We start from the raw sequence: 23,402 nt of genomic DNA, 5'->3' as shown, positions 1-23,402 counted from the left end.
ACAACAAGAGCAAAACTGGAGGTTTGAATGAAGATGTTGAAATCCACTCTGGCGGTCGTGACTGCTGCAGCAGTACTCGGCGTCAGCGGGTTCGCTCAGGCGGGTGCAACCCTGGATGCGGTACAGAAGAAAGGTTTCGTGCAGTGTGGCGTCAGCGACGGTCTGCCGGGCTTCTCGGTACCGGATGCAACCGGCAAGATCCTCGGCATCGACGCTGATGTCTGCCGCGCTGTGGCCGCTGCCGTTTTCGGCGACGCGACCAAAGTCAAATTCAGTCAGTTGAACGCCAAGGAGCGCTTCACCGCGCTGCAATCGGGCGAGATCGACATCCTGTCGCGCAACACCACCATGACCAGCTCCCGTGACGCGGGCATGGGCCTGAAATTCCCGGGCTTCATTACTTACTACGACGGCATCGGCTTTCTGGTGAACAACAAGCTTGGCGTGAAAAGCGCCAAGGAACTGGACGGTGCAACCATCTGCATCCAGGCCGGTACCACCACCGAGCTGAACGTTTCCGACTACTTCCGTGGCAACGGTCTGAAATACACCCCGATCACCTTCGACACCTCCGATGAAAGCGCCAAGTCGCTGGAATCCGGTCGTTGCGACGTGCTGACCTCCGACAAGTCCCAGCTGTTCGCCCAGCGCAGCAAGCTGGCCTCGCCGAAGGACTACGTGGTTCTGCCGGAAACCATTTCCAAAGAACCACTGGGCCCGGTCGTGCGTAACGGCGACGACGAGTGGCTGGCCATCGTGCGCTGGACTGGCTACGCGCTGCTCAATGCCGAAGAGGCCGGTATCACTTCGAAAAACGTCGAAGCTGAAGCCAAGTCGACCAAGAACCCGGACGTGGCCCGTATGCTCGGCGCTGACGGCGAATACGGTAAAGACCTGAAATTGCCGAAAGACTGGGTTGTGCAGATCGTCAAGCAAGTCGGCAACTACGGTGAAATCTTCGAGAAAAACCTCGGCAAGAGCACTCCGCTGGAAATCGACCGTGGCCTGAACGCCCTGTGGAACAACGGCGGCATTCAGTACGCACCACCAGTGCGCTAATGGTTCTATCACCCGGCGGGCCAACCGCCGGGTGATGTTCTTGTTCCATTTCTTCCGGGGCACTTCATGCAAAATTCAATCGGCGCACCAAAGCAGAGGCTCAGCCTCAGCGATCCACGAGTGCGTGCGTGGCTATTCCAGATCATCACTGTTGTGGCGGTGGTCTCGCTTGGCTGGTACCTGTTCGACAATACGCAAACCAACCTTCAGCACCGGGGCATCACCTCCGGTTTCAGCTTTCTGGAGCGCAGTGCCGGGTTCGGCATCGCTCAAACCCTGATCGACTACACCGAAGCGGACAGCTACGCGCGGGTGTTTGTCATCGGCCTGCTCAACACTCTGTTGGTGACCTTCATCGGCGTGATCCTGGCGACGATCCTCGGTTTCATCGTGGGTGTAGCGCGGCTGTCGCAGAACTGGATCATTGCCAAACTGGCGACGGTGTATGTGGAAGTGTTCCGCAACATTCCGCCGCTGCTGCAAATCCTGTTCTGGTATTTCGCGGTATTCCTGACCATGCCGGGGCCGCGCAACAGCCATAACTTCGGCGACACCTTCTTTGTCAGCAGCCGGGGCCTGAACATGCCGGCCGCACTGGCCGCTGATGGCTTCTGGGCGTTCGTGACCAGCATCGTGCTGGCCATCGTCGGCATCGTGCTGATGTGCCGCTGGGCCAACAAGCGCTTCGAAGAAACCGGCGTACCGTTCCACAAGTTCTGGGTCGGCCTGGCGATTGCGCTGGTGATCCCGACCTTGTGCGCGCTGATCTTCGGCGCCCCGCTGCACTGGGAAATGCCTGAGCTCAAGGGCTTCAACTTTGTCGGTGGCTGGGTGTTGATCCCGGAACTGCTGGCGTTGACCCTGGCCCTGACCGTGTACACCGCGGCGTTTATTGCCGAGATCGTGCGTTCGGGCATCAAGTCGGTCAGCCACGGCCAGACCGAAGCGGCCCGTTCGCTCGGCCTGCGTAATGGCCCGACCCTGCGCAAGGTGATCATTCCGCAAGCTCTGCGCGTGATCATCCCGCCGCTGACCAGCCAATACCTGAACCTGGCGAAAAACTCGTCGCTGGCCGCCGGTATCGGTTACCCGGAAATGGTTTCGCTGTTCGCTGGCACCGTGCTCAACCAGACCGGTCAGGCCATCGAAGTGATTGCCATCACCATGAGCGTGTACCTGGCGATCAGTATCAGCATTTCCTTGCTGATGAACTGGTACAACAAGCGCATTGCGCTGATCGAGCGGTAAGGAAAAGCGCATGAGTACTCATACTTTCAAACCCGACATGCCACCACCGAACAGCAGTATCGGTGTACTGGCGTGGATGCGCGCGAACATGTTCTCCAGCTGGCTCAACACCCTGCTGACGCTGTTTGCGTTTTATCTGATTTACCTCGTCGTGCCACCGATCATCAGTTGGGCAATCGTTGATGCCAACTGGGTCGGCACCACGCGCGCCGACTGCACCAAGGAAGGCGCCTGCTGGGTGTTCATTCAGCAGCGTTTCGGCCAGTTCATGTACGGCTACTACCCGACGGAACTGCGCTGGCGCGTCGACCTGACCGTGTGGCTGGCGGTGATTGGCGCGGCACCACTGTTTATTTCGCGGGTACCGCGTAAAGCGATCTACGGACTGAGCTTCCTGGTGCTGTACCCGATCATCGCCTTTATCCTGCTGCACGGCGGTTTCGGCATGACCACCGTGCCGACCAGTCAGTGGGGCGGTCTGATGCTGACCCTGGTGATTGCCACCGTCGGCATTGCTGGCGCCTTGCCGCTTGGGATCGTACTGGCGCTGGGGCGTCGTTCGAACATGCCGGCGATTCGTGTGGTCTGCGTGACCTTCATCGAGTTCTGGCGCGGCGTGCCGTTGATCACGGTGTTGTTCATGTCCTCGGTGATGCTGCCGCTGTTCCTGCCCGAAGGCATGAACTTCGACAAGCTGCTGCGGGCGCTGATCGGCGTGATCCTGTTCCAGTCGGCTTACGTCGCCGAAGTGGTGCGCGGCGGTCTGCAAGCGATTCCCAAAGGGCAGTACGAAGCGGCTGCGGCGATGGGCCTCGGTTACTGGCGTTCGATGGGCCTGGTGATTCTGCCGCAAGCCCTGAAGCTGGTGATCCCCGGCATCGTCAACACCTTCATCGCGCTGTTCAAGGACACTAGCCTGGTGATCATCATCGGCCTCTTTGACCTGCTCAACAGCGTCAAGCAAGCCGCTGCCGACCCGAAATGGCTGGGCATGGCCACCGAAGGCTACGTGTTCGCCGCCCTGGTGTTCTGGATTTTCTGTTTTGGTATGTCGCGCTATTCCATGCATCTGGAACGCAAGCTCGACACTGGCCACAAGCGTTAGGAGTTCTCTGTAAATGAGCGAAGCAATCAAAAAGCCAGTGGGTCCGGAAGGCATCATTCAGATGCAGGGCGTGAACAAGTGGTACGGCCAGTTTCACGTGCTCAAAGACATCAACCTCAACGTCAAGCAGGGCGAGCGTATTGTCCTCTGCGGCCCGTCGGGTTCCGGTAAATCGACCACGATTCGCTGCCTGAACCGTCTGGAAGAACACCAGCAGGGCCGCATCGTTGTCGATGGCGTGGAACTGACCAACGACCTCAAGCAGATCGAAGCGATCCGCCGCGAAGTCGGCATGGTGTTCCAGCACTTCAACCTGTTCCCGCACCTGACCATTTTGCAGAACTGCACCCTGGCGCCGATGTGGGTACGCAAGATGCCCAAGCGCAAGGCCGAGGAAATCGCCATGCATTATCTGGAACGCGTACGCATTCCGGAACAGGCGCACAAGTACCCGGGGCAATTGTCCGGCGGTCAGCAACAGCGTGTGGCGATCGCCCGCGCGCTGTGCATGAAGCCGAAAATCATGCTGTTCGACGAACCGACTTCAGCCCTCGATCCGGAGATGGTGAAAGAGGTTCTGGACACCATGATCGGTCTGGCTGAAGACGGCATGACCATGCTTTGCGTGACCCACGAAATGGGCTTCGCCCGCACCGTGGCCAACCGCGTGATCTTCATGGACAAGGGTGAGATCGTTGAACAGGCGGCGCCGAACGACTTCTTCGATAATCCGCAGAATGACCGGACGAAGCTGTTCCTGAGTCAGATTTTGCATTGATGGTTTATGTGTAAAAACCAAACCCGGCCACGTGCCGGGTTTGTTTTTTGGGATCTCAGGAGACGGAAAGGGATTCCTGTTCTTTATGCACTATGTGCTCGAAACCTCTCAAATCTGCACCTTCGCCGAGAGTCTTTGCATCGGTCAGCAAGTATGGGTAACGATCCAATAAACGCATCAACAGTATGAGTGCCTTGGGCGGTAATACTTCACCGCGCTCATAGCGAGAAAATGCGTTATGCCCCCCCCCAGACAGCAGCTGCACCGTCTCTTTTTGCGTCAGGTGCAATTTGCGACGGATACGCTTCATCTCGTTACCAATCATTTGTCTGGCAGCGATAACCAGCTCATCACCAGCATCGCAATAACGTTCCGCACTATCGGTGTCGGCATCCCATTCGATCTCACCGCAGTTCTGGCACTCCCAGCCAGAAAGATTATCAACACGACGCTCCATGCCTTTGACTCTCAGGGTTTCGCCACGACCGTGAAAATGCCTCATTCCCTCACACGCACCGCAGCTGACACATTGCCGGGTTTTCATGGGTTTTTCTCCTTGAAGGAGATTACCGGTGGGCTGCCGCCGGGGCGGTATGTCACCTTGATATAAATCTCCTGATCTTGTGAATGGGTGTGATACACGTCCTGCCAGACCCGATGATCGATGTAGGTAGTCATCGACTTGTACAACATCTTTTTTTGCAGACCGAAAACGGTCTCTTGCATCTCAACGACATTGAAACCTAACTTTTCCGCGGAATCGATCGAGGTCTTGGTGAAAGCTTTTTTGCCGAGCCGCCTCACCTCAGCTTTGATCACCGCCAAGTCGTAATGGGGCGTGTTCTTCTCCATAAGAAACCAAAACCCTGTCCCTGAAATTACCCTTAAAGGGTAATTTTGACCAATCGAAAATGCCGCTTCATGTGTCTCCGATTGACCCTAGGTGGTTGTCGTCCTACATGGGTCTGACTAACATGTCAGAAAATTCATCCTATGATTGGATGAAAAGGCGAGCTCATGTCTGAAATTTCTCCTCTGGTTAAACGATCCCTGGTCGATCAAGCCCTGGATCAATTGCGCCAGCGCATCAATAGCGGCGCTTGGCAAGTTGGCGAACGTTTGCCGACCGAGCCTGAGCTGTGCGCCGAGTTGGGCATCAGCCGCAACACTGTGCGCGAGGCCATGCGCGTTCTGGCGTTTTCGGGCTTGATCGAAATCCGCCAGGGCGACGGCAGTTATCTGCGCGCGGTGGTCGATCCCTTGGACACGCTCAAGGCGCTGTCCCGCTGTTCGCTGGAACAGGCCCGGGAGACCCGGCACATTCTTGAAGTGGAAGCCATCGGTCTGGCGGCGCTGCGCCGCACCGATGAGGACCTTGCCGCCCTGCGTGAAGCGCTCGGCATCAGCGGCAGTCACTATCATGGCGATCTCGACACCTATATCGCCTGCGATCTGGTGTTCCACCGTCGTCTGGTCGATGCCGCACACAACCCGACCCTCAGCGAGTTGTATCGCTATTTCTCCAGCATCGTCGGCGCGCAATTGCGCCAGACCCTGAACATCTCCCCGCGCCGTCAGGAAGTGTTCGACCTGCATATCGACTTGCTCGATGCAGTCGAGCAACGCGACCCGGAACGGGCCAAAGCCTTGTCGAGGCAGTTGATCAATGAACCTTGAAACCGAGAAAACCATGTCCCGCACTGAGTTATCCACAGCATCGAAGCGCACCACCGAGCTGGAAGAGCTGTTGATCGATGCCGAGGCCGATGATGAGCAAGTGCAGCAAAGCCAGCCGCTGGTAAAACGCCCGTGGCTGTTGCTGCTCGGACTGATTCTGGTGGCGTTGAACCTGCGCCCGGCATTGTCGAGCATGGCGCCATTGCTCAGCGAGGTCTCCAGAAGTCTCGGACTGTCTGCGGCGCAGGCGGGACTGCTGACCACGCTGCCGGTGCTGTGCCTGGGCTTGTTCGCACCGTTGGCACCGATTCTGGCGCGGCGCTTTGGCGCTGAGCGGGTGGTGCTGGGGATTCTGCTGACCCTGGCCTGCGGCATCATCCTGCGCAGCAACTTCGGCGAGATCGGCCTGTTCGCCGGCAGCGTGCTGGGCGGCGCCAGCATCGGCATCGTCGGCGTGCTGCTGCCGGGCATCGTCAAACGCGATTTCGCCAGACATGCCGGCACCATGACCGGCGTCTATACCATGGCGCTGTGCCTGGGCGCGGCGATGGCGGCGGGTTCGACCGTGCCATTGAGCGAGCACTTCGATAACAGCTGGGCGATGGGCCTGGGTTTCTGGGTGATTCCTGCATTGGTGGCTGCGGTGTTCTGGCTGCCGCAGGTCGGGCCGAAGCACGGCGCGCACAACGTGGCTTATCGCGTGCGCGGACTGCTGCGAGATCCGCTGGCCTGGCAAGTAACGTTGTATATGGGGCTGCAATCGTCACTGGCGTACATCGTATTTGGCTGGTTGCCGTCGATCCTCATTGGACGGGGTCTGACCCCTACCCAGGCCGGTCTGGTGCTGTCCGGTTCGGTGATCATCCAGCTTGCCAGTTCCCTGGCCGCGCCGTGGTTGGCGACGCGTGGCAAGGATCAGCGCCTGGCGATCGTCGTGGTCATGGCGCTGACACTGGGCGGTCTGTTCGGTTGCCTGTACGCGCCGATCGAAGGGTTGTGGGGCTGGGCGATTTTGCTGGGGCTGGGGCAGGGCGGCACGTTCAGTCTGGCGCTGACCCTGATCGTGCTGCGCTCGCGCGATTCCCACGTAGCGGCGAACCTGTCGAGCATGTCTCAGGGCTTTGGCTACACGCTGGCGTCGATGGGGCCGTTCGCGGTCGGCGTGGTGCATGACTGGACCGGCGGCTGGAATGCGGTGGGCTGGATCTTTGGCGTTATAGGCGCCGGTGCGATCATCGCCGGCCTCGGTGCGGGAAGAGCGCTGTATGTACAGGTGCTAAGCGAAAGATCATGAAGCAGGCGATCTCAAAGGGGGGCGCGTTCGAAACTGCATGCGTCAGGTTCGCGTAAGAGTGCAGCGGCTTGATCCCCTTGCGCAGGACAGCGTGCGCAAGGGAGGAAGCGGGCACTCGTCTGTTTAATTCAAGCCTAGAAGCACCATCAACTTTGGTGTGCCGTATATCGTTAGGCAAATAACAACGGGTATGGCGATCAGTTGCAGGTGTTTTTTCTGGATGATCGGGCCACACTTAAAGTTGATGGCATAAGCGATACCCTTGATCAACACCATCAGAATCAGGGCAAAAATTATGGAAACAGCGATTTGCATGGTCGAATTGATTCCAGACAATTTTTCGAAAGTGCGGGCTCTGGAGTTCTTCAGGTGCGATGACTCTGAACACCTCCAGGCCCATACATTGTTTAGAGCCAGCTGTTTATGAGCCGGTCAGTCGTCCTGTATTTCCGGTGACCACACCGCCACCGAAACCGACGCCCGCCATGCCCAAGGTACGACCTATGCCGGCAGGGCCCGTCAGGGCTCCGGACACAGCTCCAACCCCTACGGCGGCTGCAAACTCCCCGCCTTTGAATGTGCCTCCTCCGAGCAGGCTCCCGGCGTATGCCGTAGCACCTGCCAAGCCTCCGCCTACAGCACCAGGAACACCAAAAGCGCCGCCGATAGCTTCGGCTTCTTCCAATGTGATTTCACGCATCCTTACTCTCCTGCGGGGTTTTATATAAAGAGCAATTGGGCAAATTGATGTTCGTCCAATCAGGGTTAAACCTGCTGTGCAGGAATTCTGTGTTAAGTGGTTTGATGTAAATTTGAATGATTTTAACAGCCGGATCGGCACCCTGTTGCGCACATTTTTTGATGTGGTTTTTTCGGCGTGACCTTTAATACCAGTCAGCTGCGTTTCGTTTGTTAGCGGTATTCGAAATACGAATGCCGATAGTGTTTCGGGACGTTGCAGATTATCGTGATGGCCATCTGTATATTTTCCGGAGATTGTCCATGAGTGAAGCCCACGCCGCGTTGATCACCCGCTTCTACCAAGCTTTCCAGCGCCTCGACGCCGAAGCCATGGCGACCTGCTATACGGACGACGTGGTCTTCAGCGATCCGGCGTTCGGCGAACTGCGCGGCCGCGATGCCGGTGACATGTGGCGCATGCTCACCACTCGCGCCAAGGATTTCTCACTGACCTTCGACAACGTCCGCGCCGACGAGCGCACGGGCGGCGCGCATTGGGCGGCGACCTACCTGTTCAGCCAGACCGGCAACGTCGTGGTCAACGATATCCAGGCACGCTTCGTGTTTCGCGACGGCAAGATCTGCGAACACCACGATCATTTCGACCTGTGGCGCTGGTCGCGTCAGGCGCTTGGCTTCAAAGGTCTGCTGCTGGGCTGGACGCCGCTGGTGCGCAATGCCGTGCGGGCTCAGGCGCGTAAGGGACTGAAGGCATTTCAGATCGGTCGCTGATAAGATCGCGGCCTGTCTCCTGCATGTCTTGATTTCGAAGTGACCAGCCTTAGCGAAAAATCTGTCGATATTGCCGAACCGGTGAGCAAATCCTGGTTCGTCTACCTCGTGCGTGCAGCGAATGGCTCGTTGTACTGCGGGATCAGCGACGATCCGGTGCGGCGTTTTGCCAAGCATCAGAGCGGCAAAGGTGCGCGTTTCTTTCTCTCCAGCCCGGCCATGGCCCTCGTCTACACCGAGCGCTGCCTGGACAAAAGCGATGCGCTGCGTCAGGAACGGCTGATCAAAAAGCTGCGCAAAAGCGCCAAGGAATGCCTCGTGGCGTCTTATCAATCTGACTGATTGGTTCCCATCAGGCAGATCTGTAGGCCTGTCTGGCAATGCACGCTAAGCTGCGGATTCATTTTTCCAGCGGCGGAGCCGAGCATGTCCGAGTTGATTCTGCACCATTACCCGACCTCTCCATTTGCCGAGAAGGCCCGCCTGCTGCTGGGTTTCAAGGGACTGTCATGGCGCTCGGTGCATATCTCGCCAGTAATGCCGAAACCGGACCTCACCGCTCTGACCGGCGGCTACCGCAAGACCCCGGTGCTGCAGATCGGCGCGGATATTTATTGCGACACGGCACTGATCGCCCGACGCCTGGAACAGGAAAAAGCCCTGCCGACGTTCTTTCCCGAAGGTCAGGAAATGACCACCGCAAGCTTTGCGATGTGGGCGGACTCGGTGGTGTTTCAACATGCGGTGAGTCTGGTGTTCCAGCCAGAATCGGTGGCGGTGCGTTTCGGCAAGTTGCCGCCGGAAGCGATCAAGGCCTTTCTGGCTGACCGCGCCGGGTTGTTCAGCGGTGGCAGCGCCACGCGACTGTCTGCCGAGCAGGCCAAGCACCAGTGGCCGACGATCATGGCGCGGCTGGAGCAGCAGTTGCAGCGCGAGCAGGGCGACTTCCTCTTTGGCGAACCGTCGATTGCCGACTTCGCCCTGGCGCATCCGCTGTGGTTCCTCAAGGCGACCCACGTGACGGCACCGTGGGTGGATGAATATCCTGCGGTTGCGGCATGGTTGGGTCGGGTGCTGGGGTTCGGCCATGGTGCGGCGAGCGAGATGTCGTCCGCCGAGGCGCTGGAGGTCGCGCGTAACGCGACGCCGGCGGCATTGCCGGAGGAGCGGTTCGTTGATCCGAATGGTTTTGAGGCAGGGCAGCAAGTGGCGATCGCGGCTATCGATTACGGCGTCGATCCGGTGGTAGGTGAGCTTTTGTTTGCCGGGCGCGAGGAGTTGATTGTCCGTCGTGAAGACGAGCGGGGTGGGGTGGTGCATGTGCACTTCCCGCGCTTTGGTTTCCGTATCGAAGCACGCTGATTTATCAAATCAGCTGCAAAACCTTGTAGGAGTGAGCCTGCTCGCGATAGCGGTGTGCCAGTCAGCGGATTCATAGACTGAAACGCCGCAATCGCGAGCAGGCTCACTCCTACAGATTATTCCAGGGCCGCGAGGATTTCTTCCGGGTCAAACCCGCGAATCAACGTGCCGTTTACATCAATCAGCGGAATCCCGCGCCCGCCCAATGCCTCGTACGCCTTGCGCGCCTCGGCATCCTTCTCGATGTCGAACTCCTTGAACGGGATGCCCTTGCTGTCGAGAAAGCGTTTGGTCTGCTTGCAGTAGCCACACCAGTCGGTGGCGTAGAGCACGACACTGGCCTGCGCCCGCGTTTGTTCCGAGACCATTTGCGAGGGATTGAACACCCGCTCGATCTTGCCCCAGTTCTGATAAACCACGACCACCAGCAGAACCAGGGCAACCTTCTTCAGCACCTTGCCGAGCATCAGTTGCGCCGCTTCAACTGATCGGTCAGCGATGTCGGCAGACCCTTGATGATCAGCGTGCCGTTTTCTTCGTCGTACTCGATCTTCGAACCCAGCAGGTGCGCCTCAAAGCTGATCGACAGGCCCTCGGCGCGGCCGGTGAAGCGGCGGAATTGATTGAGGGTGCGTTTGTCTGCCGGAATCTCTGGCGACAAGCCGTAATCCTTGTTGCGGATGTGATCGTAGAACGCCTTCGGCCGCTCTTCGTCAATCAGCTCCGACAGTTCTTCAAGGCCCATCGGTTCGCCGAGCTTGGCCTGGCTGCTGGCGTAATCGACCAGGGTCTTGGTTTTCTCGCGGGCAGATTCTTCCGGCAGGTCTTCGCTTTCGACAAAGTCGCTGAAGGCCTTGAGCAAGGTGCGGGTCTCGCCGGGACCGTCAACGCCTTCCTGGCAGCCGATGAAGTCGCGGAAGTATTCCGAGACCTTCTTGCCGTTCTTGCCTTTGATGAACGAAATGTACTGCTTGGACTGCTTGTTGTTCTGCCATTCGGAAACGTTGATCCGCGCCGCCAGGTGCAATTGGCCAAGGTCGAGATGGCGCGACGGCGTCACGTCCAGCTCCTCGGTCACCGCCACGCCTTCGCTGTGGTGCAGCAGCGCGATCGCCAGGTAATCGGTCATGCCCTGCTGGTAGTGGGCGAACAGGACGTGGCCGCCGACCGACAGGTTCGATTCTTCCATCAGCTTTTGCAAATGCTCGACCGCGACTTTGCTGAAGGTGGTGAAATCGCGACCGCCTTCCATGTATTCCTTCAGCCAGCCGCTGAACGGGAACGCGCCGGATTCCGGATGAAACAGACCCCAGGCTTTGCCCTGTTTAGCGTTATAGCTCTCGTTGAGGTCGGCGAGCATGTTTTCGATGGCTGCGGACTCGGCCAGCTCAGTGTCACGTGCGTGCAGAACTGCGGGCGTGCCGTCGGGTTTTTTGTCGATCAGGTGGACGATGCAATGACGGATCGGCATGGGCTTCTCGGCTGTTGGAAGGGAGGAGGGCGGGCTCCCCCGAAAAAGCGCTCAGTGTACCGCAACCACTGGTTTTGGCGTGGGTTGCAGGGCGAAACCGGGGCGCGGGCCCGGCCTTATGCAGTTTTTTACCGATTTAGCGCAATAAAGCTGACCAAATGGGTAGCTAGAGGCGGATATTTAACAGGCGTTGTGCTAGTTTTGCCCGGTCTTACGCGAAGTCACTGCGTTAAGCGTGCATTCAGCATTTGTCAGGTCGAACCAAACCCTGATTTCGGCATCTATAACCCGACTCGTCGTGGTTATCGCCGAGGGTGCCAGATCCAGAAGATCGGGCTCGATGGCTGACACTGCACTCTGCAATCCATATGAATTTGATAGGGAAGGAACACTACATGGCTCTTACTAAAGACCAACTGATCGCCGACATCGCTGAAGCTATCGACGCGCCGAAAACCACCGCGCGTAACGCTCTGGACCAACTGGGCCAAATCGTTGCCGATCAGCTGGAAAATGGCGGCGAAATCACCTTGCCAGGTATCGGCAAGCTGAAAGTGACCGAGCGTCCTGCCCGCACCGGCCGTAACCCTTCGACTGGCGCTGCCATCGAAATCCCTGCCAAGAAAGTGATCAAGCTGGTTGTGGCCAAAGGCCTGACCGACTCTGTGAACAAGTAAGACGCAGCGAAAAAAAACCGTGCTTCGGAGTGATCCGGGCACGGTTTTTTTGTGTCTGTGATTTGGCGACTGACTCGCTGGGCCAAAAGTGGGAGCGGGCTTGCTTGCGAAAGCGGAGTGTCAGTCGACATGTTTAGTGACTGACCCACCGTATTCGCGAGCAAGCCCGCTCCCACATTCAGTCTCGCATTCCTTCAGAAATAGCTTGGTTTAGCGCACCCAGCGCTCACGCCGCCAGATCTGCTGCTCGGATTTGGTCTGGAACGTCCACGCCACGAAGCGGCTCTGCTTCTGGCCCTGCGACATCTCCACCACCTGGCTTTCCAGCACCCCAGCCTTCTTCAGCGCGGTTTCGATAGCCGGCAGGTTTGAAGCCTTCGACACCAGCGTGCTGAACCACAACACCTTGTGCTGAAAGTTGGCGCTCTCGGCGATCAGTTGCGTCACGAAGCGCGCTTCGCCACCTTCACACCACAACTCGGCTGACTGTCCGCCGAAGTTCAGCACCGGCAGTTTGCGTTTCGGGTCGGCCTTGCCCAATGCGCGCCATTTGCGCTCGCTGCCCTTGGTCGCTTCGTCCATTGAGGCGTGGAACGGCGGGTTGCACATGGTCAGGTCAAAGCGCTCGCCCGGCTCCAAAAGGCCGATCAGGATGTGCTTGCGATTCTCCTGCTGACGCAGCTGGATGACCTTGCTCAAGTCGTTGGACTGGACGATGGCTCTGGCGGCCGCCACGGCTGTCGGATCGATTTCCGAGCCGAGGAAGTGCCAGCGGTATTCGCTGTTGCCGATCAGCGGATAAACGCAGTTGGCGCCCATGCCGATGTCCAACACGTTGACGATCGCCCCGCGCGGGACCTTGCCGTCGTTCATGCTCGCCAGCAGGTCGGCGAGAAAGTGCACGTAATCGGCACGGCCCGGAACCGGAGGGCAGAGGTAATCCGCCGGGATGTCCCAATGCTGGATGCCATAGAACGCCTTCAGTAGCGCCCGGTTGAACACGCGCACCGCGTCGGGGCTGGCGAAGTCGATGCTTTCCTTGCCGTACGGGTTAGTGATCACGTACTTCGCCAGTTCTGGCGTGGTCTTGATCAGCGCCGGGAAGTCGTAACGACCCTGATGGCGATTGCGCGGGTGCAGGCTGGCCTTCTCGCGCGGCTCGACGGCTTTGCTCGGGGTCGCGGCGTCAGGCTTCTTGCGCGCAGGTTTGGGAGTGCGGGGGGCGTTCATGGGCGTGGTCGATTCGGGTATGGCTGAAAGTGGCGGGTATTGTCCCACATCTAAAGGCAACACCGTTCAAACTGTAGGAGTGAGCCTGCTCGCGATAGCGGTGTGTCAGGCGAAGATATGGCAATGGATAGACCGCGATCGCGAGCAGGCTCACTCCTACAAGGAATCTGTGGTGATCTGGGAATAAAAAAGGGAGGCCACTTGGGCCTCCCTTTTTTATTGCGATTTGCCGTTACAGGCTGGCAATCCGCGCATGCTGCTCGGCCAGCTTGCCCAGGGCCTGTTCAGCCTCGGCCAGTTTGGCGCGTTCCTTGTCGATGACTTCGGCCGGAGCCTTGTCGACGAATCCGGCGTTGGACAGTTTGCCGCCCACGCGCTGAACTTCGCCCTGCAAACGCAGGATTTCCTTGTCCAGACGCGCCAGTTCTGCGCCCTTGTCGATCAGACCGGCCATCGGCACCAGCACTTCCATCTCGCCGACCAGGGCGGTGGCGGACAGCGGTGCTTCTTCGCCTGCCGCCAGCACGGTGATCGATTCCAGACGCGCCAGCTTTTTCAGCAGCGCTTCGTTCTCGCTCAGGCGGCGCTGGTCTTCGGCGCTGACATTCTTCAGGTAGATCGGCAGTGGTTTGCCCGGGCCGATGTTCATTTCGCCACGGATGTTGCGCGTGCCGAGCATCAGTTCCTTGAGCCATTCGATGTCGTTTTCCGCCGCCGGATCGATGCGCTCTTCATTGGCCACTGGCCAAGGCTGCAGCATGATCGTCTTGCCCTGAATGCCGGCCAGCGGCGCAATGCGCTGCCAGATTTCTTCAGTGATGAATGGCATGAACGGGTGCGCCAGACGCAGCGCCACTTCCAGCACGCGCACCAGCGTACGGCGAGTGCCTCGCTGACGCTCAACCGGTGCGTTCTCGTCCCACAACACAGGCTTGGACAGTTCGAGGTACCAGTCGCAGTACTGGTTCCAGATGAATTCGTACAGCGCTTGTGCAGCGAGGTCGAAACGGAACTGGTCGAGTTGACGGGTTACTTCGGCTTCGGTGCGCTGCAGTTGCGAGATGATCCAGCGATCGGCCAGCGACAGCTCGTAGGCTTCGCCGTTCTGGCCGCAATCTTGGCCCTTGTCCAGAACGTAACGCGCGGCGTTCCAGATCTTGTTGCAGAAGTTGCGATAGCCTTCGACGCGGCCCATGTCGAACTTGATGTCACGTCCGGTCGAGGCCAGCGAGCAGAAGGTGAAGCGCAGGGCGTCGGTACCGTAGCTGGCGATGCCGTCGGCGAATTCGTCGCGGGTCTGCTTCTCGATCTTTTTCGCCAGTTTTGGCTGCATCATCCCGGAAGTGCGTTTCTGTACCAGCGCTTCCAGTTCGATGCCGTCGATGATGTCCAGCGGGTCAAGGACGTTGCCCTTGGACTTGGACATCTTCTGGCCTTGGCCATCACGCACCAGACCGTGCACATAAACCGTTTTGAACGGTACCTGCGGCGTGCCGTCTTCGTTCTTCACCAGGTGCATGGTCAGCATGATCATCCGGGCAACCCAGAAGAAAATGATGTCGAAACCGGTGACCAGCACGTCGGTGGAGTGGAATTTCTTCAGGAACTCGGTCTGCTCGGGCCAGCCCAGGGTGGAGAATGTCCACAGGCCGGAACTGAACCAGGTGTCGAGGACGTCGTTGTCCTGTTGCAGCGCCACGTCCGGGCCGAGGTTGTGCTTGGCGCGCACTTCGGCTTCGTCACGACCGACATAGACCTTGCCCGACTCGTCGTACCAGGCCGGAATCCGGTGGCCCCACCACAGCTGACGGCTGATGCACCAGTCCTGGATGTCGCGCATCCACGAGAAGTACATGTTTTCGTATTGCTTGGGCACGAACTGGATACGGCCGTCTTCGACGGCAGCAATCGCAGGCTCGGCCAACGGCTTGGTCGACACGTACCACTGGTCGGTCAGCCACGGCTCGATCACGGTGCCGGAGCGATCGCCTTTCGGCACTTTCAGGTTGTGATCGTCGACGCTGACCAGCAGGCCGGCGGCGTCGAACGCAGCGACGATCTGTTTACGCGCTTCGAAACGCTCAAGACCGGCGTATTCGGCCGGGATCTTGCCGTCGATGCTGTCGTTCAGCGTACCGTCGAGGTTGAACACTTGTGCGGCAGGCAGCACGTTGGCGTTCTTGTCGAAGATGTTCAGCAGCGGCAGGTTGTGACGCTTGCCGACTTCGTAGTCGTTGAAGTCGTGGGCCGGGGTGATTTTCACGCAACCGGTGCCGAATTCAGGATCGCAGTAATCGTCGGCGATGATCGGAATGCGGCGGCCAACCAGGGGCAGCTCGACGAATTTGCCGATCAGGGCTTTGTAGCGCTCGTCGTTCGGGTTAACCGCGACGGCGGAATCGCCGAGCATGGTTTCCGGACGGGTGGTCGCGACGATCAGGAAATCATTGCCTTCAGCGGTTTTTGCGCCGTCGGCCAGCGGGTACTTGAGGTTCCACAGGAAACCTTTCTCGTCGTGGTTTTCCACTTCGAGGTCGGAAATCGCCGTGTGCAGCTTGGTGTCCCAGTTGACCAGGCGCTTGCCGCGATAAATCAGGCCGTCTTCGTGCAGACGCACGAATGCTTCCTTGACCGCTTCCGAGAGGCCGTCGTCCATGGTGAAGCGCTCGCGGCTCCAGTCCACGGACGAGCCGAGACGGCGAATCTGACGACTGATGTTGCCGCCGGACTGATCCTTCCACTCCCAGACTTTCTCGAGGAATTTCTCGCGACCGAGGTCGTGACGATTCTGGCCCTGGGCTTCGAGTTGACGCTCCACCAGCATCTGCGTGGCGATACCGGCGTGGTCGGTGCCCGGCTGCCACAGGGTGTTGCGCCCCTGCATGCGGCGGAAACGGATCAGGGCGTCCATGATCGCGTTGTTGAAACCGTGGCCCATGTGCAGGCTGCCGGTGACGTTCGGCGGCGGGATCATGATCGTGTAGGAATCGCCCGCGCCTTGCGGTGCGAAGTAGTTCTCGGACTCCCAGGTCTTGTACCAGGAAGTTTCAATGGCGTGCGGCTGGTAGGTCTTATCCATGCGCGGCGGGACCCTATTGGCATTTATTCAGGAAAAGCCGGGAAGTATAGCGGGGCATGGGGCCGAGGGCGAGCGGGGGAGGCTGGGCGCAGATCCAAAAGCTCCCTCGCCACGGATCCCGGGACTATTCGTACTGGCTGAGCAGCCGTTCCATCCGCGCTTCGAGGCGGCGTTTGATTTCGGTTTCGATGTGCGGGGCGAAGTCGTCGATCACGTCTTGCATGATCAGTTGCGCGGCGGCGCGCAGTTCGCTGTCCAGATGGAGAAGGGCGTCCGGGCCTTTGTCGGCGGGCACGGCTGTCGGTGCGGGCGCCTGTGCGGGTTCGACGGCGGGAGGCTCGGCCCCGACCGGGTCGAACAGCATTGGAATCTGTTCCTGTTCGCTGTCATCGACTGTATCGGTCAACAGCGGCGGTTGCAGGTTGTCATCGCCGAGCAACTGACGGATCGATTCGAGATCGTCCAGCAGGTGTGCGGACTTTTGCTGCGGTTTCGGAGTGTCCATTGGAATGCTCAGAGTCGCTGTAAACGGTGGTCTTGCAGAGGATAGCCCTGTTCGCGGTAGAAACGGAAACTCTCCCGCGCGGCTGCCCGAATGGTCGGATCTTCAACGACAACTTCCGCCACGCGGGCGAATCTGTTGGCGAAAGCCGGGACTTTCAGGTCGAGATTGACCAGTAGATCCTGATGCTGGCCGCAGTCATCGCCCAGTCCCAGGACAATCAAGCCGTCCGGTTCACTCTCGGCCGGGCCGTGGGGCACGAAGCTTTCGCCCTTGAACGTCCACAGCCGCGCATCAAGCGCCTCACGCTGGGTGGCATCGCTGCAATGCAGGTAAATGCGATGGCCCATGCGCCAGGCTTTCTCGGTGAGCTTGCAGGCGAAGTCCAGGCGAGCCGAAGGGTCGGCGCTGGGCAGAATGTAGAAGTCGACTTTGGTCATTGCGGTTCCAGGGCAGCGAGCGGCGTCATCTGAAATGACGCCGCCCGTCAGCGGGTTCAGGCTTTGGCGCGGTCCAGCAGATACTGGGTCAGCAGGGGCACCGGACGGCCTGTGGCGCCCTTGTCCTTGCCGCCGCTGGTCCAGGCGGTGCCGGCGATGTCCAGGTGCGCCCAGTTGAGGTTCTTGGTGAAGCGCGACAGGAAGCATGCCGCAGTGATGGTGCCGGCCTTCGGCCCGCCAATGTTGGCGATGTCGGCGAACGGGCTGTCCAACTGTTCTTGATACTCGTCGAACAGCGGCAGTTGCCAGGCGCGGTCGTCAGCTGCCTTGCCGGCACTGAGCAGTTGCTCGATCAGCTCGTCGTTGTTGCCCAGCAGGCCCGAAGTGTGTGCGCCCAAGGCAACCACGCATGCGCCGGTCAGGGTGGCGATATCGATGACAGCCTGCGGCTTGAAACGCTCGGAATAAGTCAGTGCATCGCACAGCACCAGACGGCCTTCGGCGTCGGTGTTGAGGATTTCAACGGTCTGGCCGCTCATGGTGGTGACGATGTCGCCCGGACGCGAAGCGTTGCCGCTCGGCATGTTTTCGGCGCAGGCGAGGATGCACACCAGGTTGATCGGCAGCTTCAGTTCCAGCACCGCACGCAGGGTGCCGAACACGCTGGCAGCGCCGCCCATGTCGTACTTCATTTCGTCCATGCCGGCGCCCGGCTTCAGGCTGATGCCGCCGGTGTCAAAGGTGATGCCCTTGCCGACCAATGCGTAAGGCTTCTCGGATTTCTTGCCGCCGTTATATTGCATGACGATCAGGCGCGGCGGCTGGGCGCTGCCCTGGCCGACGGCGTAGAACGAGCCCATGCCCAGCGCTTTGATCTTCTTCTCGTCGAGGACTTCGACTTTCAGGTCCTTGAACTCTTTGTCGAGGTTTTTCGCCTGCTCGCCGAGGAACGTCGGGTGGCAGATGTTCGGCGGCAGGTTGCCCAGGTCGCGGGTGAAGGCCATGCCGTTAGCGATCGCGGTGGCGTGGTTCACGGCCCGCTGCACTTCGGCTTGTGCAGCCTTGATGGTCAGCAGGGTGATTTTCTTCAGCGCGCGCGGTTCGGCCTTCTGGCTTTTGAATTGATCGAAGGTGTATTGGCCATCCATCAGGGTTTCGGCCAGCAGACGGGTTTTGCCGTAGCTGTCGCGACCTTTGACGATGACTTCGTCCAGCGCGAGCACGGCGTCGCTGCCGCCCAGGCCTTTGAGGGTGCCGAGGGTGCCGGCAACGATTTTGCGGAACGGACGGTCGCCCAGTTCTTCGTCCTTGCCCACGCCGACCAGCAGCACGCGCTCGGCTTTGAGGTTTGGCAGGCTGTGCAGCAACAGGCTCTGACCGACCTTGCCGGCCAGGTCGCCACGCTTGAGTACGGCGCTGATCGCACCGCCGCTCAGTTCGTCGACCAGTCTGGCGGCGACGCCGAGTTTACGGCCTTCGCCGACGGCAACCACCAGGGTGGCGGTTTTCAACGTTTCCGGGCTAACGCTTTTTACAACCAGTTCCATGTGCGGATCCCTGAATGAATGGTCAACACGCAGGCGCTCGACGGTGGCCGCAGTCGCCTGCTTATAAAGAGAAGAGGCGCAGGCCAAAGCCTGCGACAAGGGCCGCAGTTTGAACCCCGCTCCCCGCGCCTGACAACCCTCGGTTGTACGATCTGCAACGGATTACAGATATGGATGAGTGCGCGCAGTGACAGGCGCACCCAATCACAGGATAATGCCGCATCTTTTTCGACGGCTCTGCGTTGCGGGCCGGTCGATGTGTTTGCTTGTTTGGCCGCCTTAGCCTGACAACCCTGGAGTGTCTGGTTTGATCGTCTTCCGCTATTTGTCCCGCGAAGTCTTGTTGACCCTCAGCGCCGTGAGTGCCGTGCTGCTGGTTATCATCATGAGCGGTCGCTTCATCAAATACCTGGCCCAGGCCGCTGCCGGCCAGCTGGATCCGGGCTCGCTGTTCCTGATCATGGGCTATCGCCTGCCGGGTTTTCTCCAACTGATCCTGCCACTGGGGCTGTTCCTCGGCATCCTGCTGGCCTACGGTCGCCTGTATCTGGAAAGCGAGATGACCGTGCTGTCGGCCACGGGCATGAGCCAGCAGAAGCTGTTTCGCATCACCCTGTTTCCGGCGACCCTGGTCGCGCTGGTGGTGGCGTGGCTGAGCCTGGGGCTTGCACCGCAAGGGGCCAATCAGTTCCAGCTGTTGCTCAACAAGCAGGATGCCCTGACCGAGTTCGATACGCTTGAGCCGGGTCGCTTTCAGGCGCTGCGTGACGGTACGCGTGTGACCTATACCGAATCCCTGAGCGACGATCGCGTCAATCTGGGCAACGTGTTCATCTCGCAGAAGAACCTCGGCGCCGATCAGAAGGACCGTGGGATTTCCGTGCTGGTGGCCGAATCGGGCCGTCAGGAAATCCGCCCCGACGGCAATCGCTACCTGATTCTCGGTAACGGCTACCGCTATGACGGCAGCCCGGGGCAGGCCGATTACCGCGCCATCCATTACGAAACCTACGGCGTACTGCTGCCCAAGCCGGACGTCAGCGAAGAGGTGACTGACCGCGACGCGATGCCGACCTCGAGTTTGCTGGGCAGTGATGACATTCGTTCCAGAACCGAACTGCAATGGCGCCTGTCCCTGCCGCTGCTGGTGTTTATCGTGACCCTGATGGCCGTGCCGCTGGCACGGGTGAATCCGCGCCAGGGGCGTTTCCTCAAGCTGCTGCCGGCGATTCTTCTTTATATGGCTTATTTGACGATCCTGATTGCCGCGCGCGGCGCCCTCGAAAAAGGCAAGATCCCGCCGGCCCTGGGGCTGTGGTGGGTGCACGGGATTTTCCTGTTGATCGGTCTGGGCTTGCTCTATTGGGAGCCGCTGCGCCTGAAAATGGCCAGTCGCCGTGCCGCTGCGCTGGAGGTGGCCCGTGGTTAAACTCGACCGTTACATCGGCAGCAGCGTGTTCATGGCGATCATCGCCGTGCTGGCAATCATCCTCGGCTTGGCGACCCTGTTCGCTTTCATTGATGAAATGGGTGACGTCAGCGATACCTACACCCTGGTCGATGTGCTTGGCTTTGTTCTGCTGACCGCGCCACGCCGTCTCTACGAAATGTTGCCGATGGCGGCGCTGATCGGCTGCCTGATCGGCCTCGGCAGCCTGGCCAGCAGCAGCGAACTGACCGTCATGCGCGCCGCTGGCGTGTCCATCGGCCGGATCGTCTGGGCTGTCATGAAGCCCATGCTGGTGCTGATGCTCGCCGGCGTCCTGATTGGTGAATACGTCGCCCCGGCCACCGAGAGCATGGCCCAGGCCAATCGCTCGCTGGCACAGGGCAGCGGCGACGCGCAGAGTGCCAAGCACGGTATGTGGCACCGCCAGGGTGAGGAATTCATCCACATCAACGCGGTGCAACCGAACGGCCTGCTGTATGGCGTGACGCGCTATCACTTCGACAAGGAGCGGCATCTGTTGCGCTCCAGCTTCGCCAAGAAGGCGGAGTTTGACGGTGATCACTGGCAATTGACCGATGTGGCGACCACGATTTTCAATGAGCGCAGCACCGAAGTGGTGAACACGCCGACCGAGCGCTGGGACGTAGCGTTGAGTCCGCAATTGCTCAGCACCGTGGTGATGGCACCGGAATCGCTGTCGATCAGCGGACTGTGGGGCTACATCCACTATCTGGCCGAGCAGGGCCTGAGCAACGGGCGTTACTGGCTGGCTTTTTGGGTCAAGGTGTTGCAGCCGCTGGTGACTGCTGCGCTGGTGCTGATGGCGATCTCGTTTATCTTCGGCCCGCTGCGTTCGGTGACCCTCGGTCAGCGTGTCTTTACCGGTGTGCTGGTGGGCTTTACCTTCCGCATCGTCCAGGATCTGCTCGGGCCGTCGAGTCTGGTGTTCGGTTTCTCGCCGCTGTTCGCGGTGCTGGTACCGGCCGGGGTCTGTGCGCTCGCGGGTGTCTGGCTGCTTCGCAGAGCCGGCTGATGGGCGCATTTTTGCCTGTGCTGTAACTTTGAGAACGCCTCGATCGACTGATCGGGGCGTTTTTGCATGTCATCCGGGTGACAGGCGAACGTGACGCTTGCGCCGTGTATCAGGTACAATTCCCGGCTATTTTTCGGCGGGCCAAGCCTGCAGCCTTTTTGAGTGTTGATCCGTGAGTGATTTGAGTCATATCCGCAATTTCTCCATCATCGCCCACATTGACCATGGCAAGTCGACGCTGGCTGACCGTTTCATCCAGATGTGCGGCGGCCTGGCCGAGCGTGAAATGGAAGCCCAGGTACTGGATTCCATGGATCTTGAGCGTGAACGCGGGATCACCATCAAGGCCCACAGCGTTACCCTCTATTACAAAGCCCGCGACGGCATCACCTACCAGCTGAACTTCATTGACACCCCCGGCCACGTCGACTTCACCTACGAAGTCAGCCGTTCCCTGGCGGCGTGCGAAGGTGCCTTGCTGGTGGTCGATGCGGGGCAGGGCGTAGAAGCCCAGTCCGTGGCCAACTGCTACACCGCCATCGAGCAGGGCCTTGAGGTCATGCCGGTGCTGAACAAGATCGACCTGCCGCAGGCCGATCCTGATCGCGTAAAAGACGAAATCGAGAAAATCATCGGCATCGATGCCACCGACGCCGTCACCTGCAGTGCCAAGACCGGCCTGGGTGTCGACGAAGTGCTCGAGCGTCTGGTCCATACCATTCCTGCGCCGACCGGCAACATCGAAGATCCGCTGCAAGCGTTGATCATCGACTCCTGGTTCGACAACTACCTGGGCGTTGTGTCCCTGGTGCGTGTCCGTCACGGCCGGGTGAAGAAGGGCGACAAGATTCTGGTCAAGTCCACCGGCAAGATCCATCTGGTCGACAGCGTTGGCGTGTTCAATCCGAAACACACCGCCACCGTCGATCTCAAAGCCGGTGAAGTGGGCTTCATCATCGCCAGCATCAAGGACATCCACGGTGCGCCGGTCGGTGACACCCTGACTCTGAGCTCCACGCCAGACGTTCCGGTGCTGCCGGGTTTCAAACGCATTCAGCCACAGGTTTACGCCGGTCTGTTCCCGGTCAGCTCCGACGATTTCGAGGATTTCCGCGAAGCGCTGCAGAAGCTGACCCTGAACGACTCGTCGCTGCAGTACACCCCGGAAAGCTCCGACGCACTGGGCTTCGGCTTCCGTTGCGGCTTCCTCGGCATGCTGCACATGGAAATCATCCAGGAGCGCCTCGAGCGCGAGTACGACCTGGACCTGATCACCACCGCGCCGACGGTAATTTTCGAGCTGGTGCTGAAAACCGGTGAAACGATTTACGTCGACAACCCGTCGAAGCTACCGGATGTCTCGGCCATCGAGGACATGCGTGAGCCCATCGTGCGCGCCAATATCCTTGTGCCGCAAGAACACCTGGGCAACGTCATCACCCTGTGCATCGAGAAGCGCGGCGTTCAGGTCGACATGCTGTTCCTCGGCAATCAGGTCCAGGTGACCTATGACCTGCCGATGAACGAAGTGGTCCTGGACTTCTTCGACCGTCTCAAATCCACCAGCCGCGGCTATGCTTCGCTGGATTACCATTTCGATCGTTACCAATCGGCTAATCTGGTGAAACTGGACGTGCTGATCAACGGTGACAAGGTCGATGCCCTGGCGTTGATCGTGCACCGTGACAACTCGCACTTCAAAGGTCGCCAGTTGACCGAGAAGATGAAAGAACTGATTCCTCGTCAGATGTTCGACGTGGCGATTCAGGCCGCCATCGGTGGTCAGATCGTCGCCCGGACAACCGTCAAGGCGCTCAGAAAGAACGTATTGGCCAAATGCTACGGCGGTGACGTCAGTCGTAAGAAGAAACTGCTCGAGAAGCAGAAGGCCGGTAAGAAACGCATGAAACAGGTCGGCAACGTGGAAATTCCACAGGAAGCCTTCCTCGCCGTGCTCAGGTTGGAATAATCAGGTCC

Annotated in this window: 24 protein-coding genes; 14 read left to right on the top strand and 10 right to left on the bottom strand. The window is 59.4% G+C overall.

Annotated features, from left to right (window positions below; genetic code table 11):
* Positions 1-27 precede the first annotated feature (27 nt).
* From HU739_RS12645 to HU739_RS12630, 4 genes are all read left to right on the top strand, one after another.
* Entirely contained in the window at positions 28-1,059 is a 1,032-nt protein-coding gene (locus HU739_RS12645; protein ID WP_186551300.1) for an amino acid ABC transporter substrate-binding protein, read from the top strand.
* Between the two features lie 66 nt (positions 1,060-1,125).
* Complete coding sequence (locus HU739_RS12640) at positions 1,126-2,307, top strand: amino acid ABC transporter permease (RefSeq protein ID WP_186551299.1); 1,182 nt, start codon at positions 1,126-1,128, stop codon at positions 2,305-2,307.
* Positions 2,308-2,317: 10 nt separating this feature from the next.
* A complete protein-coding gene (locus tag HU739_RS12635; RefSeq protein ID WP_186551298.1) occupies positions 2,318-3,412 on the top strand; it encodes an amino acid ABC transporter permease in 1,095 nt (364 codons plus the stop codon).
* Between the two features lie 13 nt (positions 3,413-3,425).
* The gene (locus tag HU739_RS12630; RefSeq protein ID WP_016771581.1) at positions 3,426-4,190 is read left to right on the top strand and encodes an amino acid ABC transporter ATP-binding protein; all 765 of its coding nucleotides are present in this window, start codon (positions 3,426-3,428) and stop codon (positions 4,188-4,190) included.
* Positions 4,191-4,245: 55 nt separating this feature from the next.
* Here the strand turns inward: HU739_RS12630 and HU739_RS12625 are convergent, their stop codons facing one another.
* Both HU739_RS12625 and HU739_RS12620 read right to left on the bottom strand, forming a co-directional pair.
* Positions 4,246-4,734, bottom strand: a complete 489-nt coding sequence (locus HU739_RS12625) for a type II toxin-antitoxin system MqsA family antitoxin (RefSeq protein WP_186551297.1) — start codon at positions 4,732-4,734, stop codon at positions 4,246-4,248.
* Positions 4,731-5,042, bottom strand: coding sequence for a type II toxin-antitoxin system MqsR family toxin (locus HU739_RS12620; protein ID WP_186551296.1), 312 nt, complete (start codon positions 5,040-5,042; stop codon positions 4,731-4,733). Before HU739_RS12620 ends, HU739_RS12625 begins: the two co-directional genes overlap by 4 nt.
* 165 nt (positions 5,043-5,207) lie before the next feature.
* Between HU739_RS12620 and HU739_RS12615 the strand changes: the two genes are divergently transcribed.
* Together HU739_RS12615 and HU739_RS12610 are read left to right on the top strand one after the other, a co-directional pair.
* Positions 5,208-5,867: a FadR/GntR family transcriptional regulator gene (locus tag HU739_RS12615; protein WP_186551295.1), complete on the top strand. Its 660-nt coding sequence runs from the start codon at positions 5,208-5,210 to the stop codon at positions 5,865-5,867.
* Positions 5,857-7,161, top strand: coding sequence for a CynX/NimT family MFS transporter (locus tag HU739_RS12610; RefSeq protein ID WP_186551294.1), 1,305 nt, complete (start codon positions 5,857-5,859; stop codon positions 7,159-7,161). The genes HU739_RS12615 and HU739_RS12610 overlap by 11 nt, the downstream gene beginning before the upstream one ends.
* Positions 7,162-7,284: 123 nt before the next feature.
* Here HU739_RS12610 and HU739_RS12605 read toward each other — a convergent pair whose 3' ends face one another.
* Positions 7,285-7,476, bottom strand: a complete 192-nt coding sequence (locus HU739_RS12605) for a hypothetical protein (protein ID WP_186551293.1) — start codon at positions 7,474-7,476, stop codon at positions 7,285-7,287.
* 687 nt (positions 7,477-8,163) lie between these two features.
* Here HU739_RS12605 and HU739_RS12600 point away from each other — a divergent pair.
* The 3 genes from HU739_RS12600 (at position 8,164) to HU739_RS12590 (ending at position 9,996) form a co-directional block, all read left to right on the top strand.
* A complete protein-coding gene (locus tag HU739_RS12600; protein ID WP_186551292.1) occupies positions 8,164-8,634 on the top strand; it encodes a nuclear transport factor 2 family protein in 471 nt (156 codons plus the stop codon).
* Between the two features lie 39 nt (positions 8,635-8,673).
* Positions 8,674-8,976: a GIY-YIG nuclease family protein gene (locus HU739_RS12595; RefSeq protein WP_186551291.1), complete on the top strand. Its 303-nt coding sequence runs from the start codon at positions 8,674-8,676 to the stop codon at positions 8,974-8,976.
* Between the two features lie 84 nt (positions 8,977-9,060).
* Positions 9,061-9,996 (top strand): glutathione S-transferase family protein, encoded by a 936-nt coding sequence (locus HU739_RS12590; RefSeq protein WP_186551290.1) that lies wholly within the window; start codon positions 9,061-9,063, stop codon positions 9,994-9,996.
* Between the two features lie 116 nt (positions 9,997-10,112).
* Here the strand turns inward: HU739_RS12590 and HU739_RS12585 are convergent, their stop codons facing one another.
* Positions 10,113-10,463 (bottom strand): glutaredoxin family protein, encoded by a 351-nt coding sequence (locus HU739_RS12585; protein WP_186551289.1) that lies wholly within the window; start codon positions 10,461-10,463, stop codon positions 10,113-10,115.
* A complete protein-coding gene (gene yejK, locus HU739_RS12580) occupies positions 10,463-11,467 on the bottom strand; it encodes a nucleoid-associated protein YejK (RefSeq protein ID WP_186551288.1) in 1,005 nt (334 codons plus the stop codon). Before yejK ends, HU739_RS12585 begins: the two co-directional genes overlap by 1 nt.
* 395 nt (positions 11,468-11,862) lie before the next feature.
* On the opposite strand from yejK, the gene HU739_RS12575 reads away from it, so the two are divergent.
* On the top strand, positions 11,863-12,144 hold the full coding sequence (locus HU739_RS12575; RefSeq protein WP_186551287.1) for an HU family DNA-binding protein: 282 nt from the start codon (positions 11,863-11,865) through the stop codon (positions 12,142-12,144).
* 210 nt (positions 12,145-12,354) lie between these two features.
* Here the strand turns inward: HU739_RS12575 and rlmF are convergent, their stop codons facing one another.
* On the bottom strand, positions 12,355-13,374 hold the full coding sequence (rlmF, locus tag HU739_RS12570; RefSeq protein WP_186551286.1) for a 23S rRNA (adenine(1618)-N(6))-methyltransferase RlmF: 1,020 nt from the start codon (positions 13,372-13,374) through the stop codon (positions 12,355-12,357).
* On the opposite strand from rlmF, the gene HU739_RS12565 reads away from it, so the two are divergent.
* Complete coding sequence (locus HU739_RS12565; RefSeq protein WP_186551285.1) at positions 13,373-13,561, top strand: hypothetical protein; 189 nt, start codon at positions 13,373-13,375, stop codon at positions 13,559-13,561. The genes rlmF and HU739_RS12565 overlap by 2 nt on opposite strands.
* A 45-nt stretch (positions 13,562-13,606) precedes the next feature.
* On the opposite strand, the gene HU739_RS12560 is transcribed toward HU739_RS12565, so the two are convergent.
* The 4 genes from HU739_RS12560 to HU739_RS12545 all read right to left on the bottom strand — a co-directional run bounded on the left by HU739_RS12560 (position 13,607) and on the right by HU739_RS12545 (position 18,942).
* Positions 13,607-16,453 (bottom strand): valine--tRNA ligase, encoded by a 2,847-nt coding sequence (locus HU739_RS12560; protein ID WP_186551284.1) that lies wholly within the window; start codon positions 16,451-16,453, stop codon positions 13,607-13,609.
* 124 nt (positions 16,454-16,577) lie between these two features.
* Positions 16,578-16,958, bottom strand: coding sequence for a DNA polymerase III subunit chi (locus HU739_RS12555; protein ID WP_186551283.1), 381 nt, complete (start codon positions 16,956-16,958; stop codon positions 16,578-16,580).
* A gap of 8 nt (positions 16,959-16,966) precedes the next feature.
* A complete protein-coding gene (locus HU739_RS12550) occupies positions 16,967-17,395 on the bottom strand; it encodes a DNA polymerase III subunit chi (RefSeq protein WP_186551282.1) in 429 nt (142 codons plus the stop codon).
* Between the two features lie 56 nt (positions 17,396-17,451).
* Positions 17,452-18,942, bottom strand: a complete 1,491-nt coding sequence (locus HU739_RS12545) for a leucyl aminopeptidase (RefSeq protein WP_186551281.1) — start codon at positions 18,940-18,942, stop codon at positions 17,452-17,454.
* A 307-nt stretch (positions 18,943-19,249) separates the two neighbouring features.
* Here HU739_RS12545 and lptF point away from each other — a divergent pair, with 307 nt between their 5' ends.
* From lptF to lepA, 3 genes are all read left to right on the top strand, one after another.
* Entirely contained in the window at positions 19,250-20,371 is a 1,122-nt protein-coding gene (gene lptF / locus HU739_RS12540) for an LPS export ABC transporter permease LptF (RefSeq protein WP_186551280.1), read from the top strand.
* Positions 20,364-21,425, top strand: coding sequence for an LPS export ABC transporter permease LptG (gene lptG, locus HU739_RS12535; protein WP_186551279.1), 1,062 nt, complete (start codon positions 20,364-20,366; stop codon positions 21,423-21,425). The genes lptF and lptG overlap by 8 nt, the downstream gene beginning before the upstream one ends.
* Before the next feature lie 172 nt (positions 21,426-21,597).
* The gene (lepA, locus tag HU739_RS12530; RefSeq protein ID WP_186551278.1) at positions 21,598-23,394 is read left to right on the top strand and encodes a translation elongation factor 4; all 1,797 of its coding nucleotides are present in this window, start codon (positions 21,598-21,600) and stop codon (positions 23,392-23,394) included.
* Positions 23,395-23,402: the final 8 nt, after the last annotated feature.

This window comes from Pseudomonas hamedanensis (genome assembly GCF_014268595.2).
Taxonomy (GTDB): domain Bacteria; phylum Pseudomonadota; class Gammaproteobacteria; order Pseudomonadales; family Pseudomonadaceae; genus Aquipseudomonas; species Aquipseudomonas hamedanensis.
This window is presented reverse-complemented; position numbering and strand designations above follow the sequence as displayed.

Excerpts from the sequence above, each read along its gene's own strand:
- HU739_RS12645 (WP_186551300.1), top strand. The coding sequence starts at position 28 with ATGAAGATGTTGAAATCCACTCTGGCGGTCGTGACTGCTGCAGCAGTA.
- HU739_RS12640 (WP_186551299.1), top strand. The coding sequence starts at position 1,126 with ATGCAAAATTCAATCGGCGCACCAAAGCAGAGGCTCAGCCTCAGCGAT.
- HU739_RS12635 (WP_186551298.1), top strand. The coding sequence starts at position 2,318 with ATGAGTACTCATACTTTCAAACCCGACATGCCACCACCGAACAGCAGT.
- HU739_RS12630 (WP_016771581.1), top strand. The coding sequence starts at position 3,426 with ATGAGCGAAGCAATCAAAAAGCCAGTGGGTCCGGAAGGCATCATTCAG.
- HU739_RS12625 (WP_186551297.1), bottom strand. The coding sequence starts at position 4,734 with ATGAAAACCCGGCAATGTGTCAGCTGCGGTGCGTGTGAGGGAATGAGG.
- HU739_RS12620 (WP_186551296.1), bottom strand. The coding sequence starts at position 5,042 with ATGGAGAAGAACACGCCCCATTACGACTTGGCGGTGATCAAAGCTGAG.
- HU739_RS12615 (WP_186551295.1), top strand. The coding sequence starts at position 5,208 with ATGTCTGAAATTTCTCCTCTGGTTAAACGATCCCTGGTCGATCAAGCC.
- HU739_RS12610 (WP_186551294.1), top strand. The coding sequence starts at position 5,857 with ATGAACCTTGAAACCGAGAAAACCATGTCCCGCACTGAGTTATCCACA.
- HU739_RS12605 (WP_186551293.1), bottom strand. The coding sequence starts at position 7,476 with ATGCAAATCGCTGTTTCCATAATTTTTGCCCTGATTCTGATGGTGTTG.
- HU739_RS12600 (WP_186551292.1), top strand. The coding sequence starts at position 8,164 with ATGAGTGAAGCCCACGCCGCGTTGATCACCCGCTTCTACCAAGCTTTC.
- HU739_RS12590 (WP_186551290.1), top strand. The coding sequence starts at position 9,061 with ATGTCCGAGTTGATTCTGCACCATTACCCGACCTCTCCATTTGCCGAG.
- HU739_RS12585 (WP_186551289.1), bottom strand. The coding sequence starts at position 10,463 with ATGCTCGGCAAGGTGCTGAAGAAGGTTGCCCTGGTTCTGCTGGTGGTC.
- yejK (WP_186551288.1), bottom strand. The coding sequence starts at position 11,467 with ATGCCGATCCGTCATTGCATCGTCCACCTGATCGACAAAAAACCCGAC.
- HU739_RS12575 (WP_186551287.1), top strand. The coding sequence starts at position 11,863 with ATGGCTCTTACTAAAGACCAACTGATCGCCGACATCGCTGAAGCTATC.
- HU739_RS12565 (WP_186551285.1), top strand. The coding sequence starts at position 13,373 with ATGGGCGTGGTCGATTCGGGTATGGCTGAAAGTGGCGGGTATTGTCCC.
- rlmF (WP_186551286.1), bottom strand. The coding sequence starts at position 13,374 with ATGAACGCCCCCCGCACTCCCAAACCTGCGCGCAAGAAGCCTGACGCC.
- HU739_RS12560 (WP_186551284.1), bottom strand. The coding sequence starts at position 16,453 with ATGGATAAGACCTACCAGCCGCACGCCATTGAAACTTCCTGGTACAAG.
- HU739_RS12555 (WP_186551283.1), bottom strand. The coding sequence starts at position 16,958 with ATGGACACTCCGAAACCGCAGCAAAAGTCCGCACACCTGCTGGACGAT.
- HU739_RS12550 (WP_186551282.1), bottom strand. The coding sequence starts at position 17,395 with ATGACCAAAGTCGACTTCTACATTCTGCCCAGCGCCGACCCTTCGGCT.
- HU739_RS12545 (WP_186551281.1), bottom strand. The coding sequence starts at position 18,942 with ATGGAACTGGTTGTAAAAAGCGTTAGCCCGGAAACGTTGAAAACCGCC.